At 70.4% G+C, this 17,535-nt stretch carries 22 protein-coding genes and 1 pseudogene; 15 read left to right on the forward strand and 8 right to left on the reverse strand.

Translation table 11 applies throughout. From position 1 onward, the window contains the following. Positions 1-135 precede the first annotated feature (135 nt). Positions 136-1,410 (reverse strand): NRAMP family divalent metal transporter, encoded by a 1,275-nt coding sequence (locus tag GJ634_RS05760; protein ID WP_157501068.1) that lies wholly within the window; start codon positions 1,408-1,410, stop codon positions 136-138. A 321-nt stretch (positions 1,411-1,731) separates the two neighbouring features. Here GJ634_RS05760 and nth point away from each other — a divergent pair, with 321 nt between their 5' ends. Together nth and GJ634_RS05770 are read left to right on the forward strand one after the other, a co-directional pair. Beyond that, positions 1,732-2,415 carry an endonuclease III gene (gene nth / locus GJ634_RS05765; protein WP_157501070.1) on the forward strand — a complete coding sequence of 228 codons (684 nt, stop codon included), beginning with the start codon at positions 1,732-1,734 and terminating at the stop codon, positions 2,413-2,415. Between the two features lie 269 nt (positions 2,416-2,684). Then, entirely contained in the window at positions 2,685-3,182 is a 498-nt protein-coding gene (locus GJ634_RS05770) for a helix-turn-helix domain-containing protein (RefSeq protein ID WP_231736956.1), read from the forward strand. Here GJ634_RS05770 and GJ634_RS05775 read toward each other — a convergent pair. After that, positions 3,179-3,664, reverse strand: coding sequence for a hypothetical protein (locus GJ634_RS05775; protein ID WP_157501072.1), 486 nt, complete (start codon positions 3,662-3,664; stop codon positions 3,179-3,181). The genes GJ634_RS05770 and GJ634_RS05775 overlap by 4 nt on opposite strands. A 109-nt stretch (positions 3,665-3,773) precedes the next feature. On the opposite strand from GJ634_RS05775, the gene GJ634_RS05780 reads away from it, so the two are divergent. The 9 genes from GJ634_RS05780 to GJ634_RS05820 all read left to right on the forward strand — a co-directional run bounded on the left by GJ634_RS05780 (position 3,774) and on the right by GJ634_RS05820 (position 9,377). Then, positions 3,774-4,217, forward strand: coding sequence for a hypothetical protein (locus GJ634_RS05780; RefSeq protein ID WP_157501074.1), 444 nt, complete (start codon positions 3,774-3,776; stop codon positions 4,215-4,217). 40 nt (positions 4,218-4,257) lie between these two features. Next, positions 4,258-5,109 (forward strand): hypothetical protein, encoded by an 852-nt coding sequence (locus GJ634_RS05785; protein ID WP_157501076.1) that lies wholly within the window; start codon positions 4,258-4,260, stop codon positions 5,107-5,109. Between the two features lie 86 nt (positions 5,110-5,195). Then, positions 5,196-5,894 (forward strand): plastocyanin/azurin family copper-binding protein, encoded by a 699-nt coding sequence (locus tag GJ634_RS05790; protein ID WP_157501078.1) that lies wholly within the window; start codon positions 5,196-5,198, stop codon positions 5,892-5,894. Beyond that, positions 5,895-6,281 carry a hypothetical protein gene (locus tag GJ634_RS05795; RefSeq protein ID WP_157501080.1) on the forward strand — a complete coding sequence of 129 codons (387 nt, stop codon included), beginning with the start codon at positions 5,895-5,897 and terminating at the stop codon, positions 6,279-6,281. A 1-nt stretch (position 6,282) separates the two neighbouring features. Then, positions 6,283-7,116, forward strand: a complete 834-nt coding sequence (locus GJ634_RS05800) for a Rieske 2Fe-2S domain-containing protein (protein WP_157501082.1) — start codon at positions 6,283-6,285, stop codon at positions 7,114-7,116. Next, a complete protein-coding gene (locus tag GJ634_RS05805) occupies positions 7,117-7,929 on the forward strand; it encodes a cytochrome bc complex cytochrome b subunit (RefSeq protein ID WP_157501084.1) in 813 nt (270 codons plus the stop codon). Between the two features lie 4 nt (positions 7,930-7,933). After that, positions 7,934-8,698 (forward strand): cytochrome bc complex cytochrome b subunit, encoded by a 765-nt coding sequence (locus GJ634_RS05810; RefSeq protein ID WP_157501086.1) that lies wholly within the window; start codon positions 7,934-7,936, stop codon positions 8,696-8,698. Positions 8,699-8,830: 132 nt separating this feature from the next. After that, a complete protein-coding gene (locus GJ634_RS05815; protein ID WP_157501088.1) occupies positions 8,831-9,124 on the forward strand; it encodes a hypothetical protein in 294 nt (97 codons plus the stop codon). Beyond that, positions 9,117-9,377 (forward strand): hypothetical protein, encoded by a 261-nt coding sequence (locus tag GJ634_RS05820; protein ID WP_157501089.1) that lies wholly within the window; start codon positions 9,117-9,119, stop codon positions 9,375-9,377. The genes GJ634_RS05815 and GJ634_RS05820 overlap by 8 nt, the downstream gene beginning before the upstream one ends. 162 nt (positions 9,378-9,539) lie before the next feature. On the opposite strand, the gene GJ634_RS05825 is transcribed toward GJ634_RS05820, so the two are convergent. The 4 genes and pseudogenes from GJ634_RS05825 to GJ634_RS05840 all read right to left on the reverse strand — a co-directional run bounded on the left by GJ634_RS05825 (position 9,540) and on the right by GJ634_RS05840 (position 12,452). Then, positions 9,540-9,980 (reverse strand): hypothetical protein, encoded by a 441-nt coding sequence (locus GJ634_RS05825; RefSeq protein WP_157501091.1) that lies wholly within the window; start codon positions 9,978-9,980, stop codon positions 9,540-9,542. Positions 9,981-10,025: 45 nt separating this feature from the next. Then, entirely contained in the window at positions 10,026-10,742 is a 717-nt protein-coding gene (locus tag GJ634_RS16615) for an NAD(+)/NADH kinase (protein WP_157501092.1), read from the reverse strand. Between the two features lie 78 nt (positions 10,743-10,820). After that, a pseudogene (locus GJ634_RS05835) lies at positions 10,821-12,121 on the reverse strand (M28 family peptidase). A gap of 73 nt (positions 12,122-12,194) precedes the next feature. Beyond that, positions 12,195-12,452: an MTH865 family protein gene (locus GJ634_RS05840; protein WP_157501094.1), complete on the reverse strand. Its 258-nt coding sequence runs from the start codon at positions 12,450-12,452 to the stop codon at positions 12,195-12,197. A gap of 139 nt (positions 12,453-12,591) precedes the next feature. On the opposite strand from GJ634_RS05840, the gene GJ634_RS05845 reads away from it, so the two are divergent. Beyond that, a complete protein-coding gene (locus GJ634_RS05845; RefSeq protein WP_157501096.1) occupies positions 12,592-13,203 on the forward strand; it encodes a GNAT family N-acetyltransferase in 612 nt (203 codons plus the stop codon). 75 nt (positions 13,204-13,278) lie between these two features. Continuing rightward, positions 13,279-13,833, forward strand: a complete 555-nt coding sequence (locus GJ634_RS05850) for a plastocyanin/azurin family copper-binding protein (RefSeq protein WP_157501098.1) — start codon at positions 13,279-13,281, stop codon at positions 13,831-13,833. 3 nt (positions 13,834-13,836) lie between these two features. On the opposite strand, the gene GJ634_RS05855 is transcribed toward GJ634_RS05850, so the two are convergent. Further along, complete coding sequence (locus GJ634_RS05855) at positions 13,837-14,916, reverse strand: Gfo/Idh/MocA family protein (RefSeq protein WP_157501118.1); 1,080 nt, start codon at positions 14,914-14,916, stop codon at positions 13,837-13,839. A 106-nt stretch (positions 14,917-15,022) separates the two neighbouring features. Beyond that, positions 15,023-15,514, reverse strand: coding sequence for an SRPBCC family protein (locus tag GJ634_RS05860; protein WP_331714011.1), 492 nt, complete (start codon positions 15,512-15,514; stop codon positions 15,023-15,025). A gap of 86 nt (positions 15,515-15,600) precedes the next feature. Between GJ634_RS05860 and GJ634_RS05865 the strand changes: the two genes are divergently transcribed. Together GJ634_RS05865 and coaBC are read left to right on the forward strand one after the other, a co-directional pair. Next, positions 15,601-16,320: an NAD(P)/FAD-dependent oxidoreductase gene (locus GJ634_RS05865; protein WP_157501120.1), complete on the forward strand. Its 720-nt coding sequence runs from the start codon at positions 15,601-15,603 to the stop codon at positions 16,318-16,320. A 39-nt stretch (positions 16,321-16,359) separates the two neighbouring features. Next, a complete protein-coding gene (gene coaBC, locus GJ634_RS05870; protein ID WP_157501100.1) occupies positions 16,360-17,511 on the forward strand; it encodes a bifunctional phosphopantothenoylcysteine decarboxylase/phosphopantothenate--cysteine ligase CoaBC in 1,152 nt (383 codons plus the stop codon). Positions 17,512-17,535: the final 24 nt, after the last annotated feature.

Raw genomic sequence — 17,535 nt, forward strand, 5'->3', positions numbered from 1 at the left:
GAGGTCGGTCAGCGCGACGAGCGCGATGGTGACGAAGATGCCGCCCGGGCCGACGGCCGTGATGCCGACGCCGGCGAACAGGGAGAGCGCGACGAGGGCGGCGAGCGTGGCGGTGGGGATGCCTGCGGGCATCTGTCAGAGTCCGCCGGAGAGGATGGCCTCGATGACCGTCTGTCCGGCGCTCCACGCGGAGTAGACCGCGAGCAGGATGAGCGCGCTGTTGAGCGCGTTCAGCGTCCAGCCGTTCGTGTGCTCGCCCATCACGTCGCCGTCGTTGACCGCCCAGAACAGCAGGACCGCGGTGACGGGCAGCCCGACGACGCCGTTGTACGCCGGGAACAGCAGGATCATGTCGACGACGCTCAGCCCGAGGTACCTGTGGACGAGCGGGGAGAGGCTGCCGAGCGCCACGCCGCCGACGTAGATGGCCTTGAACACGCGGTCGTTGCCGGCGAACGCGCCGCCGAGCGCGTTCGAGATCATGTAGGCGGGCGCCCACATGATGGGGACGATGCTGTTGAACGCGGCGGCCAGCGTGCCGGCGAGGAAGACGGCCATCGCCCAGCCGCCGAGTATCTCGGCGAGCGCTCGCCCGGGCGTGATGAACGTCTGGAGCTGTTCGTAGCCGGCGGGCCGGAGGACCGCGGCCGCCACGACGACGATGGCGATGGTGGTGATGCCGCCGACGGCGTAGCCGATGCCGAGGTCCCGCCGCATCGTGGGGACGTCCGCGCGGGTGGTCCAGCCCTTCTTGTCGACGAGCTCGGACTCGAGGAAGAAGTTCGGCCAGAGCGCCGTCGTCCCGAGGATGCTCACCGCGAGCGCCATCGACCCGGTCGGCCCGAGCGACGGGACGAACCCGGTCGCTGCGGCGACCAGGTCGGGGGAGCTCGCGCCCGCGACGACGAGGTACGCGGCGAGCAGCACGAACATCATCGCGACCATGAGCCGTTCGACGACGTCGTAGCCGAGCACGCCGACGACGATGGCGGCGAGCCCGGTGAGGTAGGCGAACGGCTGCCAGCCGACCCCCTGCAGGTCGAGGAGGACGACGACGCCCTTCCCGACCGCGGCGGTCAGCTCAAGGGTCCACGCCACGCAGCCGACCGAGAGGACGACCATGATGGCTGTCGCGAGCGTCGAGCCGAGCTTCTCGCGGGCGAACGTCGCCAGGGACTCCCCGTGGATGCCGAGCCGCGCGCTCATGTCCTGGGCGAGAAAGCCGAGCAGTACCGCGCCGACGACGGCCCACAGCAGCGTGTAGCCGTACCGGACGCCCGCGGAGCTGGCGATGAACACCGAACCGGACCCGAAGTAGCTCGCGACCATCACGAGCGCGAGTCCGTACTTGCTGAAGAACCCCGAGACGGAGGGGATCGATGCGTCTTCGACGTAGTGACTTGCTTCCATGCTGGCTGGATATCGAATCGAACAGTCGTCTCGCTGACAATCCGGGGTGGTTGCGAGTCGCTGCCTCGGACTGATTGCGCGCCGCTGTGCCGGACTGTTGCGAGCCGCTACCGGCGACAGAGCGCTGGAGTGGCGGCCTCGAACCGGGGCGAGGACGCGCTCTCCGAGAGACAAACGCCGCGACACCGCAAGCAACGGGTCTCGGCCGAAAAGGAGTTGTGGCCGCCGCCGGACGGCAGCGACCCCCGGTCGACGACCCCCTCGGATTGTCGCTCCCACTCGTTCCGTTACAGGGAAGGGCCGGAGGACCGAGTTCCGGGTATGGGAACGCCGCTGGACACGCGCGAGGCGCAGGTCGAGGAGGTCATCGACCGCCTCAGCGAGGAGTACCCCGAGCCGGAGATCTCGCTGAACTTCTCGAACCGGCTCGAGCTGCTGATCGCGGTCATCCTCTCCGCGCAGTGCACCGACGAGCGCGTGAACAAGGAGACCGCCCACCTCTTCGAGAAGTACGAGTCCGTCGAGGCGTACGCGAACGCCGACGAGGACGAGCTCGCCGAGGACCTCGACTCCATCACGTACTACAACAGCAAGGCCGGCTACATCAAGGACGCCGCCCAGCGGATCCTTGAGGAGCACGACGGCGAGGTGCCGGACACGATGAGCGAGCTCACCGACCTCTCGGGCGTGGGCCGGAAGACCGCGAACGTCGTCCTCCAGCACGGCCACGACATCACCGAGGGCATCGTCGTGGACACCCACGTCCAGCGGCTCTCGCGGCGCCTCGGCATCACCGAGGAGGAGCGCCCGGAGAACATCGAGGCGGACCTGATGCCGGTCGTCCCGCGCGAGCACTGGCAGAACTTCACGCACTGGCTCATCAGCCACGGCCGGGACACCTGCACCGCGCGCAACCCCGACTGCTCGGACTGCCTGCTCGAAGACGTCTGCCCGTCCTCGAAGCTCGACCACGACGTCGACCTCGCCGACGGCACCGAGTGGTAAGCTGGCGTTTTGCCCCTCGAGTAAAGGGTCAAATGGGGGCTTTAGCTTTAGGAGGTGCTTTGAGGGAGCGCCGCCAACCCCCGACAGATGGCAGGGAATCGCTTGCTCCCGCTGCAGTCGTCCGTCGAGCGCGGCGACGGGTCCCGCGTGGTCGGCATCCGCGAGGACGCCGCCGACGAGGTGTTCGAGGCGCTCTCCTCGCGGACCGCCCGCGAGATTCTGGCGGCGCTGTACGAGGAGCCCGACACCGCGTCCAGCGTCGCGACGAGGTGGGGACGTCGCTCCAGAACGCCACCTACCACCTCGAGAAGCTCGTGGAGGCGGACCTCGTGGAGGTCGCGGACACGTGGTACTCCGAGCAGGGCCGCGAGATGAACGTCTACGCGCCCGCGTCCGAGTCGCTGGTCGTGTTCGCGGCCGACGAGGCGTCGAAGCCGTCGCTGAAGGAACGGCTCATGCGCGTGCTCGGCGCGGTCGGGTTCCTCGGCGTCGCGAGCCTCGTCGTCCAGCGGCTGTTCGGCGGGCGCGACGCGCCGACGGAGTTCCAGACCACGGGCGGCGACGCCGCCGACGCGCCCGCGACGACCGACGGCGGCGGCATCGGCATCATGAACGAGCAGGCCACAGAGACGGCGAACGCGACGACGACGGTCGCCGAGGGCGCCCAGTCGGGCGCGCAGGGGCTCCCGCCGGGGCTGTTGTTCTTCGCGGGCGGCCTGCTCGTGCTCGCGGTCGTGCTCGGCTACGTCTGGTACCGCGGGCGCTAGAACTCGGTCCGGTACTTCGTCACGAACCGGGCGACGCCGAGCACCCACGCGACCAGCCAGCAGAGCACGTAGCCGATTACCCCCGCGCGGAGGCGGAGCCGCCAGTCGCTCATGTTCTCGTGGATCTCGTCGAGGTCGACGTCCTGGTCGGGGTCGTGGTAGAGGTTGTACTCGCGTTTCGCGCGCAGGATGGGGACGATGCCGGTGAGCGCGAACGCCAGCAGCGCGTACGCCTGCACGCCGAAGAACGCGTGCAGGACGGCGAACCCGCCGAGCTGGTCGAACAGCTGGGGGACCATCCACGCGACGACGGGGACGGTGTTCAGCGCCAGCCCCGCGAAGATGTACGCGAGGTGGTGTTTGAGCGTCCCCCACGTGACGGTCTCGGCGTCGATGATGATCCACGCGCCGTAGAGGTAGCACGGGAAGCTCGCGGTGACCAGCACCGCCGCGACGCTCGCCACCGTCACGTCTGCGACCATGCCGGGGCGTTCGGGCGGCGCGACTAAACGCGTTCGCTTCGTTCCCCCGGCGCGGAAACCGTGTGACACCGGCACAAGACGTTTACCGGTCTCGGTCGCAGTCACGACTATGTCCCCGACGCGAACCGCGGTAGTCGCCCTCCTCGTCGCGCTCGCGGGCTGTGCGGGCTTCGCGCCCGCGGACGACGGCGAGACGACCGTGCCCACGAGCACACCCACCGGAACGCACACGGACGCCACGACCAGCCCGCCGACCGAGCCACACACCGCCGTCGGCACGTCCCACGCCCCCGAGCACCTCTCGGTGCGCGCGAGCGAGAACGTGGACAACGTCACCGTGACGCTGGCGCCCGGCGGCGACACCGAGACCTACGACCTGCCCGCGTACCGCGAAGTCGACCTCACGCGCGAGGTGCACGAGCGCGGCCACGACGTCCGCGTGGTCGTCGAGCGCGGGAACGAGACCGTCTTCGACCGGCGGGTGCTCGCGTACGAATCCTTCGACGTGACCGTCTACGCCAACGACACGCGGGTCGACTACGTCGTCGTGTAGGTCGGAAGCGTTTACCCGCTTCGCGCGCAACTCCGGGGTGATGACTGACTCCGACGGCGGCGACGGGGCGCCCGCGCCGGACGAGGAGCCCGACGCCGAGACGCCGGCGGAACTCCGCGAGCAGGTCGACTTCGAGGAGTTCGGTCCGCAGGAGATGGCCGAGCTCTCCGCCGAGGAGTGGGAGGCCGCCTTCGACCCGGACACGTGGATCACGGGCGAGCGGCTGCTCGACCGCGTGGAGAGCGACCTCCGCCACCGGGTCGCCACCCGGGACGTGTTCGCGGTCGTCGAGCGCGACGCCATCGACGGCGAGCCGGTCGTGCTCGCGTACTCCGACGAGGGGTACGCGGTCGTCTACGCCGACGGCACCGTCGAGGGCCGCGGCACCGTCCTCCGGGACGTGAAGCCGACGGTCGCGCTCTGCTCGATGGACGACTACGACGCGCCCGACGCGCCCGAGGACGCCGGCCTCCCCGACCCGCAGGAGGTCCCGGAGGGGAGCGGCGGCCTCGGGACGACGCTGCTCCAGTACATCGGCCTCGCGCAGGTCGTCGTCGGCGTCCTGCTCGTGCTCTCGCCGTTCGTCTACGACCCCGTCGTGCGGGGGTGTCCGCCCGTCGCCGGGTCGGCCGCCCACGCCTGCACGGTCGCCGGGACGACGCTCCGGCTCCACCCGCTCGGAAACTCGGCCGTCATCGCCGTCATCGCCGGCGTCGGCTTCGTGCTGTTCGGCGCGCTGATGTTGCTCGTCGTCGCGAACGCTCGGCTGTCCGACCGCTTCCGCGCCGAGGAGTTCCGCAACCGCCTCCGCTCGGCGGGGCTCGGGGACGGCGAACGACCGTCGTTCGTCCCCGAGACCGACAGCCACCCGGACGGCTCGGAGGACCCCTGAACGGGCCCCTGAGACCCGGTACTACTCGTCTCCCTCCGGACAGCCATCGGTGGGTTTATGCGGATGCCATCCTGATTCGTGAATGTATGAAGAGGCGGGACTTTCTGAAGATTGCGACCGGCTCGGCCGGCGGCGCTGCAGCCATCGGCGCGGCCGGCGCTCGGTCGGCCTCCACGTCCGCCGCCGTCCAGGAGGACGACGGGAACAACACGACCTCCGACAACGGCACCGCCGCCAACGGCACGGCGGAGAACGGCACCACGTCCGGCGGCGGCGAAGGTGAGAGCGACGAACTCCCGGGCGCCGGAACGACGAAGACCGTCGCGGTCGGTCCCAACGGGAACAACGTCTTCGACCCCGAGACCGTCTACGTCCAGCCGGGAGCGACGGTCCAGTGGGTCTGGGAGTCCGACGGTCACAACGTCGCGCCCGACGGCATCCCGGACGGGGCGAGCTGGGAGGGCCACGAGCCCATCGAGAACTCCGGGTTCGAGTACGAGCACACCTTCGACGGGCCGACCGGCGAGTACAACTACATCTGTACCCCGCACGCCCAACTCGGCATGGAGGGCGTCGTGGTCGTCAACGAGAGCGGAGAGGCGCCCGGCGGCGGAGGCGGGGGCGGCGGCGCTAGCGGTCCCGACCCCCACCACATGGGCGTGCCGTTCCAGGCACACTTCGTGGGCATCGCGACTATCCTGATGATGATCGTGTCCCTCGTGTACGCCTTCTTCGTCCTCAAGTACGGCGAATCACCGAACGCGAGCGCACCCAACAAAGAATAAATGTCCTCGAAAGGCTCCAACTACGGCGACATCCACCGGTACGAGCCCGCCCGCGAGAGCACGGCCGCGACCGTCGCGATCGTGTTGCTGACGTTCGTGGAGATCGCGTTCGTCGCGGTGTTCGCGTACGGCCTCATCACGGGCTGGGGCGTCGACCCGACCGGGAACATGTACCTCGGGTTCCTCCTCTCGGCCATCTTCATCGACCTCTCGTTCGTCCTGCTCCTCTACCGCAAGGAGTTCCTGCCGGACGTGATGATCGTGAAGAAGCGCCGCCGCAAGTGGGAGGACCTCTACGTCCGAGAGGACCAGGTCGACGGCGAGTCCGCGTTCGGCGACGTCAGCGAACAGTTCAAGAAGGCACTCTACCCCTACTACGAGAAATAACATGTCCGACAAGTACCCAGAGAGCTCGGGACGCCGCCGCTTCGTGAAAGGCGTCGTCGGCAGCGCCGGCGTCGCCGGCATCGGCACCGCCGGCGTCGCCAGCCTCGACGCGGTCACCAACCCGACGGGGGCCGGTGGCGGTCAGACGACGTACTTCGGCGTCCAGAACACCGGCGGTCCCGCCCCGCGTGCGATGCCGATGGTCCCCATCGAGATCGACGACGAGGGCTACCTCCGCGGCGTCTACCCCGAGGTCAAGGAAGTCGAAGAGCAAGGCCAGACCATCCAGGTCGCCCGCGAAGAGCTCGGCGGCATCACGTACGAGGTCGACTGGTTCCAGTACTGCGGCATCCAGGACTACCAGGGCCTCCAGCCGAGCTACGACGGCGACAACTACTTCCGGTACACGGGCGGCTCCGGTTCCTACGAGTGGCAGCCCGGCTCCGGACAGGTCCACGTCGACGACTTCTCGGACTACGACACGTGGGGGAACGACTACGGCGAGGACGGCATCGGGAAGCCCGCCTCGGTCACGTGGCGCTCCCAGGACACGGACAACTCGATTCCGGTGCAGGTCATCCGGAGCACGCTCCTCGAGGAGGCCGTCGCCGAGGCCAGCGGCGAAGTCGCCGACTGGCTCGAAGCCGCCACGCAGGACGGCTTCATGGCGTTCCTCAACAAGTGCACGCACTACTGCTGCGTGCCCGGCTACCGCTCCTCGAACTACGAGGGCGCCGGGGACAAGATCTACTGTGCGTGCCACCAGTCCATCTACGACCCGTACAGCATCGTCAAGCGCAGCTTCACGGCGTACCCGCGCCCGGAGGACGGATAGATGAGCGTCGAACGCAAGGACGACCACGACCACGACGCGTGGCTCGAGGAGAAGGACCTGACGCCGATCGAGCACACGTTCCTCGCGACGCTCGTCTGGCTCGACAAGCGCCTCCGGCTGGTCGACTACCTCGAACTGCTGGAGACGCTGTACTACCGGGTCAACCTCCAGATGCCGAAGAGCCACACCGAGCAGTACAACCTCGACAACAAGTTCTGGTACTGGTACCCGCTGTACTCGCTGGGGTTCTTCTCGACGCTGGCGTACGTCGTCGCGGCGATATCCGGCGCGCTGCTCGGGTTCTACTACTCGCCGTCCGCGGCCGCCGGCGCCGTCGACATCGAGGGCGCGACCGTCGCATACAGCACGGTCGCGACCATCATGACGGACCTGAACTTCGGGTTCTTCCTCCGGTCGCTGCACCGGTGGGCCGCGCAGGTGATGACCGCCGCGGTGTTCCTCCACATGCTCCGCGTCTACTTCACGGGCGCGTACAAGGAACCCCGCGAGGTCAACTGGATCATCGGCATCGTCCTGCTCAGCCTCACGATGGTCTTCGGGTACACGGGCTACCTGCTCCCGTGGGACCAGCTGGCGTTCTGGGCCGGGCAGATCGGCGTCGAGATGAGCCTCTCGATTCCGCTCATCGGCGAATGGGTCGCACAGCTCGTGTTCGGCGGCTTCTCGCCGGGCCAGCCGACACTCCAACGCATGTACATCTTCCACGTGTTCCTGCTCCCGTTCGTGGTGACGACGGTCATCGCCATCCACCTCGGGCTCGTCTGGATGCAGGGCATCGCGGAACCCCACTAACACCATGGCAGACGACGAACACACCGACGACGCGGCTCGCACCGACGGCACGGGCATCGTTCCGCCGGACGACGAGACGCCGACGTGGCGCGAACGCAAGGAACGCACCACGGGGCTCTCCCGGCTGACCTACGAGTACTTCGAGCGCTCCCGGCGCGAGGACCAGGACCTCCGCGAGGAGTCCGACTACGTCGAGCGCGACGTGCTCGCGTTCCCCGTCTGGCCGCACGAGCTCATCCGCAACCTCGCGCTCACGAGCTTCTTCGTCGGGATGATCTTCTTCCTGGCGTCGACGCTGCCGCCGCACCTCGGCGCGCCCGCGAACCCCAGCCAGACGCCGAGCATCATCCTACCGGACTGGTACCTCTACTGGTCGTTCGGCCTGCTCAAGCTCGGCCCGCTGAACCCCGACCTCGCCATCCTCGGCGGGGAGAAGCTGATGGCCGACCGCACGTACGGCGTGGTCGCGAACCTCGTCGTCGTCGGGTTCATCGCCATCGTCCCGTTCCTCAACAAGGGGAGCGCACGCCGCCCCGTCGAGCAGCCGTTCTGGGCGTCGGTCGGCGTGATGGGCGTCGTGTTCGCGGTGACCATCAGCGCGCTGTCCATGAAGAACCTGGTTCCGCTGGACTCGAGCCTGCTGTTCGACCTGACGTTTCTCGTGCCGCCGATCGCGGGCGCCATCACGTACGCGGTGCTGAAGACGATGCGCGAGGGGTACATGTACGACCTCAACCGCCGGTACTACAAGCTCCGGCCGCCGAAGTAACCGGCTCCCGCCCCACGTCTCCCGCCTCACTTCTCTCGCTTCGCGTTCCTGCCTCCGAATCTCACGCTGCCGTTCTCACTCGCTTCCGGCCGACCGCGAGAGTGAAGTATCGCCCGGCCGTGCTGTCGGCTAATGGGCGACGACGAACGCGGCCGCGACGTGGTCGTACCCGACCGGCTCTACAAGTCCGTGACAGTGTTCTCGACGCTGTTCGCCGTCGTGTCGGTCGTGCTCGGGTTCGTCGCGCTGGACACCGCGACGAACGCGGGGCGGGCGGCCCCGGAGGACGTGAACGTCGCGTTCGCGGCGCTGGGCGTCGGGCTCATCGCCGCGGGCGGACTCGTGTACGCGTTCTCCTCGCGGTTCCGCGCCAGCGGAATGGCAAAGGATAAAGACAGCGGCGACGAACCTTCGGATAATGGCTGACGAGTTCGCGAAGGGGCTCGGCCTGCTGACGGGCGCGGGCCTCATCTGGATGGTGCTTGCGGGCTGGTACAAGACCCCCAGCTTCTCGGGCGCACAGCTCACCGGCGCGCCGCCGAGCGACCTCTCGATGCTCGGCGAGGTCGCGCTGATACTGCTGGAGTCGATGTTCTGGCTGGCCATCTTCGGCGCGCTCCTCTTCTGGGTGGGCGTGCCGCTCGGCCGCGAGCTGTACGCGAAGGTCGAAGGCGAATAACGCTCTTCTCGCCGTCCGTTCTCGAAACCGCGTAGCCGCGCCGCCGTCCTCGTCGACTTCGCGTTCCGCACCGACGGCTACGCGTCCGTCGTCAGCGTCGCGGAGAAGCGTGCGGTCCGGTCACGCCGCTGCTCGGTCGGTTCGAAGCGGGGAGGACGGGCCTCAGACGACCTGCATCCAGTACGGCTTGACGAGGAAGAAGACGCTGATGTAGGCGGCGTACAGGAGCGTGAGCGTCGCCGCGGCGAGGGCGCCCTTCGGGGCTTCCAGTTCGAGCCCCTCGCGGGCTTCGACCTTGCGCGCTTCGAGTTCGAAGAAGTCCGCGAGGAACGTGCCGAGCGCGAGCACGGACAGCACCATGCCGCTGTGGTGGTGGAGCGTGAGGTAGTAGAAGCTCAGCAGCACGAGCCCCCACGTCGTGAACGCGTGGAACGGGTGCCACGAGAGCGCGTCCGCGCCGTCCTCGGCCTGTCGTTCGTGGGCGCCGTGGGCGATGCGCCGGCTGACAAAGTTCAACAGGACCATGACCAACACGGCGTACTCGGCGTAGGGCGCGAGCACGGCGTCGAGTGGCCCGAAGAGCGTGACCGATGGAACTGCCATGCGCGAACGTCGGTCTGTCGCGGTATTATGTCTTTTCCAATACGCTCAGTCGAAGCCGACGCCCCGCGAGGCGGGGACGACCGCGACGGGGAACGGCGCCCCCCAGTCGAGCTCGACGGGCGCGTGGGGCGCCGCGAACCCGTGGGCGCGGCCGTCGACGAACAGCGCGACGTCGGCCTCCTCGCGGACGACGGTGACGGCGGCGGGCGCGTCGACGACCCACTGGACGCGCTCGACGCGGAACGGCGCGACCGGGACGACCGCGAGCGCGTCGGCGTCCGCGGACAGCAGCGGCCCGCCAGCGTCCGCGGCGTACCCGTGGCTGCCGGCGGGCGTCGCGACCACGACGCCGTCCGCGCGCACCTCGTCGACGCTCCGGCCGCGGGTCTCGACGGCGTACTCGGAGATGCGCGCGGGCTCGTCGGTCACGACCATCACGTCAGCGAGCGCGCGCACCGCCGTCTCGCCCGCGGTGACGGCGAGCGTCTGGCGCTCGGCGACCTCGTAGTCGCCGGCCGCGAGCGCGGCGAGCGCGTCCGCGCGGTCTGCTCGCGGGACGCCGCCGTACTCGGTGCCCGCGCCGACCGGGAGGACGGGCGTGCCGGCGGCCGCGTCGAGCGCGTCGAGGAGCGCGGCCTCGCCGAGCGCCGCGACCACGTCCGCGTCGAGCGCGCCGTCGCCGACGACGGCCTCGCCGCCGGCGTCGCGGACGACTTCGGCGGCAGCCGCCGCTCCGTCGCCGAGAACCCCGACGCGCGTCACCGGCCCACCCCGCGCTGCGTCGTCTCGCTCATCGTCGGAAGGCGGGCCGGCAGTCGCAAAAAGGCTACGGGCTCGCGGTCAGTACGGCCAGTCGCCGGTCACCTTCATTCCTTCCGCGAGGCCCTCGTCCTCCAGCGCCGCGGCGACGTCGGCCTCGCTGGCGTGCGCGACCGCGAACCCGTCGTCGGCGAGGTCGACCGCGAGCTCGGTGAGCAGGACGGACTGCTCGCGGAACGTCCGCGCCTCCAGTTTGTCGAGGGTGTCCGCGTGCGTGTGTCCCCAGCCGCGCCCGTCGCCGTCCGTCTGACTGGTGACGTGGTAGCCCGGGACGCCGAACTTCACGTACTCCCAGTGGTCGGAGTGGGGCCCCATCTCCGGCGTGACCGAGATGGGGTGGTCGAAGCGGTCGGCGACCTCGCGGGCGGCGTCGCCGAGCGCGTCGAAGCCGTGGACGTAGCACTTCAGCGTGCGGCCGGCGACCACGCCGTCCAGGTTCAGGACGGCGCGGACGTCGTCGCGGTCGCGGTTCGCGGCGTCGTACGCCGAGCCGACGAGCCCGACCTCCTCGGCGCCGAAGCAGACGAAGTGGACCTTCGTGTCGAGGTCGCCTTCGCGGTCGGCGAGCGCGCCCGCGAGTTCGACGACCATCGCCGTGCCCGCGCCGTTGTCCATCGCGCCCTCCGCGACGTCGTGGGCGTCGACGTGGCTCGTCACGAGGACTTCCGCCTCGGTGTCGGGGCCGAGCGTCGCGTGGACGTTCTGGCTCGTCGCGTCCCCGACCTCGGCGGTCACGGAGACGTCGACCGTCTCGCCGTCGTACTTCCGCGCGAGCCGCGCGCCGACCTCCTTCGAGACGCCGACCGCGGGAATCTCGCCGAGCGGCCGCTCGTCGGTGCCGACGCTCCCCGTCGGCGGGAGCTGACCCGCGACGTGGTTCCGGTAGACGAACGCCGCGGCGCCCGCGTCGACCGCGTGGTAGTACTTCTCGCGGCGGTGGAGGTAGCGGTCGTACCAGTCCGGCACGTCCGAGGCCACCATCGCGACCTTCCCGTCGAGGTCGGCGTCCTCGAAGTCGCTCGGGAGGCCGTAGCCGAGGTCGACGAACTCCCCGGCGACGTCGCGTTCGGGCTTCGCGGGAGCGCGATGCACGCCTCCTCGCCGTCCGGCGTCACGACGGCGCTGTCGCCGCGCGTCCAGCCCTGAATCTCGAACTCGTCGAGGGTGGCGTCCCCGCAGGCGGCCGCGAGCGCGTCACGGGTGGCTTCGGCGGCCTCGCGCTCGCCCGGCGACCCCGCCATCCGGTCGCGGACGTCGACGAGCGTCTCAAGGTGGTTCCAGCCGGCGTCGCTGGTGAACACGTCGCCAATCCAGTCGGTCATGACTGGGCGGACGCCGACCACGCGTAAGTCGTTTCGGGAGAAGAACCGCGGGACGCGGCGTCGGTCGCCGCGTTCAGATGTCGCCTTCGTCCTTCAGCCCCTCGATGACGTCGTCCACGAGGGACTCGGCGTCGTCGTAGGGGAACTCGGCGCGGCTGGAGAGCTTCGTCGCCAGCTCCATCGCGGTGAACGACTTCCCGCCGGCCTCGAACTTCGTCGACGGGCCGTTCGGGAGCGCGGGCACGAGGTCCATCTGATTGTTCACCGGGTAGTCGGCGCCCGAGAACGCGTCTAAGAGTTCCTTGCGGAGTTCGGCTTCGACGTCTGCCATGGTCGCACGTGCACAGCGCCCGTGCAAAAGGGTTCTGGAACCCTCGACCCCGCGCCCGGAGTTTCCGCGCGACCGGGCTGATAAACGCCCGCACAGGTTCGGCTCGCAGTTGAAGGCCCCGCCGGCCGTATCCCCGGGTATGCCGCCGGACGGCCGCGAGACGGGCGCGTCCTGCAGCGCGTGGGACAACTCCCGCTGCGAGGGGACGCCGCACTGCCAGCCGCGCTGCCCGCGGGCGTTCGACGCCGACGGCGACCCGTTCGTCGTGCGGCCGCTCACGTCGGCCGACCGCGAACCGCTCGTCGAGATGTACGAGGCGATGGACGTCGAGGCGACGACGCTCGGCCTGCCGCCGCGGACCCGCGAGCGCGTCGAGCGGTGGCTGGACGGCCTCGCGGACGCCGGTCGGAACCTCCTCGCGGTGGGCGACGACGGCGTCCGCGGGCACGTCGCCGCGGCGCCCGTCGACGCCAGCGACCCCGAACTCGTGGTGTTCGTCCACCCCGACCACCGCGGCCGCGGCGTCGGCACCGAACTCCTCGAACAGCTTGTCGCGTACGCCGACGCCGACGGCTGCGAGTCGCTCGCGCTGACCGTCGCCGAGGACAACGAGCGCGCCGTCCACGTCTACGACAACCTCGGGTTCGACGTCACCGAGCGCCTCCGCGCGGAGCTGACGATGCGGCTCGCCCTCGAGGAGCCGCTCGTCTCGCGCGTGAAGCGCCCGCCGGCGGCGCGGCGCGAGGACTGACCCGCCGGCTCCGTCTCCGGCCCGCGGGAGCCGCAAACCAAAGTATTCAGTACCCGGTGTCCCCTAGCCCCGGGCATGAACTCCGATGCAGACGAGCGGGTGACGCGCCGCAGCTTCCTCCGGGCGGGCGCCGGTGCGGCCGCCGCCGGGGCCGTCGGGGCCGCCGCGACCGGGAGCGCCGCCGCACAGGAGGACGGCGGCGCGACGGTCGTCACCGTCGGCCCGGGCGGGAGCAACGTCTTCGACCCCGAGACCGCGTACGTCCAGCCGGGGGGGACCGTCCGCTGGGAGTGGGCCAGCAGCGGCCACAACGTCGTCCCCGAGTCGACGCCCTCCGGCTCCGACTGGGCGGGCCACGAGCCCCTCGAGGACTCCGGGTTCACCTACGAGCACACGTTCGAGACGGAGGGGACCTACGAGTACATCTGCACGCCCCACGCCAGCCTCGGCATGGAGGGCACCATCGAGGTCACCGAGGACCCGCCGGAGCAGACCGGCTACCAGTCCCTGCTGCCGGACAGCGCGCTGAACCTCGGCGTCGCGGCGACCGGGTCGATGGTCTCCGTGCTCGGGCTGACCTACCTGTTCATGCGGTACGGCGGCGACTACGAGGGCGACCTCGAAGAGTAGTTCTCAGACCGTCACCCACTCGCGGCGGTCGTCACTGCGCTCGACGGCGTCCAGCAGCCGCTGGACCGCCAGGCCGTCCGCGAACTCCGGCGCGAACTCGCCGTCGCCGGCGGCCGCGGTCAGGAACTCGCTGTTCTCGTGGACGAACGTGTGCTCCCAGCCGAGCACGTGGCCCGGCGGCCACCAGTGCTCGCCGTACGGGTCGTCGTCGTCCGTGACGAGCACCGTCTCGAAGCCGCGGCCGTCGCCGCGACGGACCTCCAGTTCGTTGAGCCGTTCGAGGTCGAACCGGACCGCGCCCTCGGAGCCGTCGATCTCGAACGTGTGGCCGTTCTTCCGGCCGGTCGCGTACCGGGTCGCCTCGAAGGTGCCCATCGCGCCGTTCTCGAACTCGGCGTGGGCGGCGAACGCGTCGTCGACCGTCACGGGACGCGGCTCGGTCTCGCCCTCGGGGACGCGCTCCTCGACGAACGTCTCGCAGTGGCCGCTGACGGCGTCGACGTCGCCGACGAGGAAGCGCGCGAGGTCGAAGCTGTGCGCGCCGAGGTCGCCGAGCACGCCCGACCCTGCGGTGTCGGCGTCCAGGCGCCACGACCACGGGGCGTCCGCGTCGGCCAGCCAGTCCTGCAGGTAGCGGAAGCGCGCGTGCCGAATCTCCCCGAGCTCGCCCGCGTCGACGAGGCGCTTGGCGTACCGGACGGCGGGCACGAACCGGTAGTTGAACCCGACCGCCGCGGTCGCGTCGCTGTCGGCGGCCGCCTCCGCCATCCGCTCGGCGTCCGCCACCGTGGGCGCGAGCGGCTTCTCGCAGAGCACGTGGACGTCGTTCTCCAGCGCCGCGATGGAGGGTTCGACGTGGACGTCGTTCGGGCCGAGGTTGTAGAAGACGTCGACGTCGTCGACGGCGTCCCGCCAGTCGGTCTCCACGCGGTCGAAGCCGAGGCGGTCGGCGGCGTCGCTGGCGGCGTCCTCGTCCCGGCCGACGAGCACGTCCAGCGACACCTCGGGCGCGTCGGGGAAGAACTGGGGGAGCGTCCGCAGCGCGTTCGCGTGCGCGTCGCCCATGAACCCGTAGCCGAGCATCCCCACGGCGAGCGGTTCCTCGGTCACTGCGCCGAGCACCTCCGGTCGGCCGCGTCGCGTCCGGTCATGGGTCGGCGTTCACTCGCCACAGGATAAACGTTGCCGGTCAGCGCGTCCGCACGTCGAGGTCGACGGGGCGGCGCTCGCCCTCGAGGTCCGCGACGACGCGCTCGACGACGCGCTCGCCCTCCTCGACGACCTTCTGGACGACCCGCTCGACCACCCAGTCCATCGACACCAGCCGCGGCAGGTCCAGCGACCCGCGCGCGCTGTCCGTGTCGTAGGTCACGACGAACGTCACCCGCGCGCCGTCGTCGGTCTCGGCGACCTCCCAGCGGCCGTGGGCGTCGATGCCACTCACCAGTTGCCAGTCGATGCGCTCGGGCTCGTCGGTGTCGGTGACCCGCGAGCGCACCGAGTGGGTGAGCTTCCACCACGCGAACGTCAGCTCGTACTCCGTGCCGGCGCCGCCGCTCCCGTGCTGGGTGACCTCCCGGAGGTGCTCGGAGTAGTCGGCGTACCGCGGGAAGTCCGCGACGAACGCGTACGCTTCCTCGACGGGGACGCGGACGTCCGTGCTCACTTCGACCGTGTTCACAGTCGCGCTTGGCCGTGCGGCGACAAAGGTCTACTGCGGCCGCCGCGACCGCGGCGCTTGTGTCCGTCGAGCGCGAACCCCGGGACATGTCCGAACACGTCGCCGTGGTCGGTGGCGGGCCCGCGGGCCTGACCGCCGCCATCTACACCGCACGCGCCGGCCTCGACACGACCGTCTACGACGCCGACGAGCCGATTCTCGCTCGCAACGCCCACCTCGAGAACGTCCCGGGGTTCCCCGCGGGCGTGAACGCCCGGACGTTCCTCGACGCCACCCGCCAGCAGGCCGAGAACGCCGGCGTCGAGTTCGTCGAGGCGCGCGTCGAACGCGTCGCCGACACCAACGACGGCTTCGTCGTCGAGACGGACGCAGCCGCCACTGACACCGCGGACTTCGTGGTCGCGGCGTCGTGGCCGGACAGCTCCTACCTCGACGACTTCGAGCTGTCCCGCATCGACCGCGGCTCGAAGACGATGCTCGACGTCGACGAGTTCGGCCGCACCGACGTCGACGGCGTCTACGCCGCCGGCCGGCTCGCGCGCCAGTACCACCAGACCGTCGTCGCCGCCGGCCACGGCGCCACCGTCGGGCTCACCGTCATCGACGACAGCGACGTCCCCCACTACCACGACTGGGTGGCGCCCGAGGGCTACTTCACGGGCCGCGACCGGGACGTGCCGCCGGGCTGCGAGGAAATCGGCGAGGCCGAGCGCCGCGAGCGCGAGCGGGAGAGCCTCGACGCGCTCGCCGCGCTGTCGCCCGCCGAGCCGCCGACGATGCACCCGAGCGTCGCGGACGACGACTGACCCGCCTTCTTTATAGCCGGGGGCGCGAACACCCGGTGAATGCTCTCCGGAGTGAACGTCGCCCTCGGGGTCACGGGCAGCATCGCGGCGGTGAAGGTCGTGGAGCTCGCCCACGAACTCCGCCGGCGCGGCGCGAGCGTGCGCGCGGTGACCACCGAGAGCGCCCGAAGCATCGTCCACCCGTGGGCGGTCGAGTTCGCGACCGAGGAACCCGTCGTCACCGAGATCACGGGCGCGGTCGAACACGTCGAGCTCTGCGGCCGCGACGGCTGGGCGGACGTCTTCCTGATCGCGCCGGCGACCGCGAACACGGTCGGGAAAATCGCGGGCGCCGTTGACGACACGCCAGTGACGACGTGCGCGACGACCGCGCTCGGCGCCGGCGTCCCCGTCGTGGTCGCGCCCGCGATGCACGAGCCGATGTACGACCACCCGGGCGTGCTCGACGCCATCGAGCGCGTGGAGTCGTGGGGCGTGGAGTTCGTCGACCCGCGCGTCGAAGAGGGGAAAGCCAAAATCGCGACCGAGGAGGCCATCGCGGTCGAGACGGCGCGGGCCGCCAGCGACCACCCGCTCGACGGCGAGCGCGTCGTCGTCACGAGCGGCGCGACCAGCGAGCCAATCGACCCGGTGCGCGTGCTCACGAACCGCGCGTCCGGGCGGACCGGGCGGGCGGTCGCCGCGGGCTGTTACGTCGCCGGCGCCGACGTCACGCTCGTCCACGACGGCGACGACGTCCCGTACGCCGACACCGTGCAGGTCGAGACCGCCGCGGAGATGCTGGCGGCGACCCGCGAGGCGTGCGCGGACGCCGACGCCCTCGTCTCGGCGGCCGCGGTCAGCGACTACACCGTCGAGGCCAGCGAGGAGAAGATTCGCTCCGGGCAGGCCCTCACGCTCGACCTCGAACCCACGCCGAAGCTCATCGACGAGGTGCGCGACGCCCACCCCGACCTCACCATCGTCGGGTTCAAGGCCGAGACCACCGGGGACGACGACGCGATGGTCGACGCCGCCCGCGAGACCCTCGACCGCGTCGGCCTCGCGTTCGTCGTCGCCAACGACGCCGGCGTGATGGGCGACGAGGACACCCGCGCGCTGTTCGTCACCCGCGAGGACGCCACGGAGTTCGTCGGCAGCAAGACCGCGCTCGGCCGCCGGGTCGCCGACGAACTCGCCGCGCGAGACTGACGCCCGGGCGCGTCGCACCCGGCG

It is taken from the genome of Halobacterium sp. CBA1126 (assembly GCF_009741975.1).
Lineage (GTDB): Archaea > Halobacteriota > Halobacteria > Halobacteriales > Halobacteriaceae > Halobacterium.

Coding starts and splice junctions, on each gene's coding strand:
- GJ634_RS05845 (WP_157501096.1), top strand. CDS start 12,592: ATGCCGCCGGACGGCCGCGAGACGGGCGCGTCCTGCAGCGCGTGGGAC.
- GJ634_RS05855 (WP_157501118.1), bottom strand. CDS start 14,916: ATGCTCGGCTACGGGTTCATGGGCGACGCGCACGCGAACGCGCTGCGG.
- GJ634_RS05780 (WP_157501074.1), top strand. CDS start 3,774: ATGTCCCCGACGCGAACCGCGGTAGTCGCCCTCCTCGTCGCGCTCGCG.
- GJ634_RS05825 (WP_157501091.1), bottom strand. CDS start 9,980: ATGGCAGTTCCATCGGTCACGCTCTTCGGGCCACTCGACGCCGTGCTC.
- GJ634_RS05820 (WP_157501089.1), top strand. CDS start 9,117: ATGGCTGACGAGTTCGCGAAGGGGCTCGGCCTGCTGACGGGCGCGGGC.
- GJ634_RS05805 (WP_157501084.1), top strand. CDS start 7,117: ATGAGCGTCGAACGCAAGGACGACCACGACCACGACGCGTGGCTCGAG.
- GJ634_RS05850 (WP_157501098.1), top strand. CDS start 13,279: ATGAACTCCGATGCAGACGAGCGGGTGACGCGCCGCAGCTTCCTCCGG.
- GJ634_RS05810 (WP_157501086.1), top strand. CDS start 7,934: ATGGCAGACGACGAACACACCGACGACGCGGCTCGCACCGACGGCACG.
- GJ634_RS05760 (WP_157501068.1), bottom strand. CDS start 1,410: ATGGAAGCAAGTCACTACGTCGAAGACGCATCGATCCCCTCCGTCTCG.
- GJ634_RS05775 (WP_157501072.1), bottom strand. CDS start 3,664: ATGGTCGCAGACGTGACGGTGGCGAGCGTCGCGGCGGTGCTGGTCACC.
- GJ634_RS05840 (WP_157501094.1), bottom strand. CDS start 12,452: ATGGCAGACGTCGAAGCCGAACTCCGCAAGGAACTCTTAGACGCGTTC.
- GJ634_RS05795 (WP_157501080.1), top strand. CDS start 5,895: ATGTCCTCGAAAGGCTCCAACTACGGCGACATCCACCGGTACGAGCCC.
- GJ634_RS05800 (WP_157501082.1), top strand. CDS start 6,283: ATGTCCGACAAGTACCCAGAGAGCTCGGGACGCCGCCGCTTCGTGAAA.
- coaBC (WP_157501100.1), top strand. CDS start 16,360: ATGCTCTCCGGAGTGAACGTCGCCCTCGGGGTCACGGGCAGCATCGCG.
- nth (WP_157501070.1), top strand. CDS start 1,732: ATGGGAACGCCGCTGGACACGCGCGAGGCGCAGGTCGAGGAGGTCATC.
- GJ634_RS05815 (WP_157501088.1), top strand. CDS start 8,831: ATGGGCGACGACGAACGCGGCCGCGACGTGGTCGTACCCGACCGGCTC.
- GJ634_RS05865 (WP_157501120.1), top strand. CDS start 15,601: ATGTCCGAACACGTCGCCGTGGTCGGTGGCGGGCCCGCGGGCCTGACC.
- GJ634_RS05785 (WP_157501076.1), top strand. CDS start 4,258: ATGACTGACTCCGACGGCGGCGACGGGGCGCCCGCGCCGGACGAGGAG.
- GJ634_RS05790 (WP_157501078.1), top strand. CDS start 5,196: ATGAAGAGGCGGGACTTTCTGAAGATTGCGACCGGCTCGGCCGGCGGC.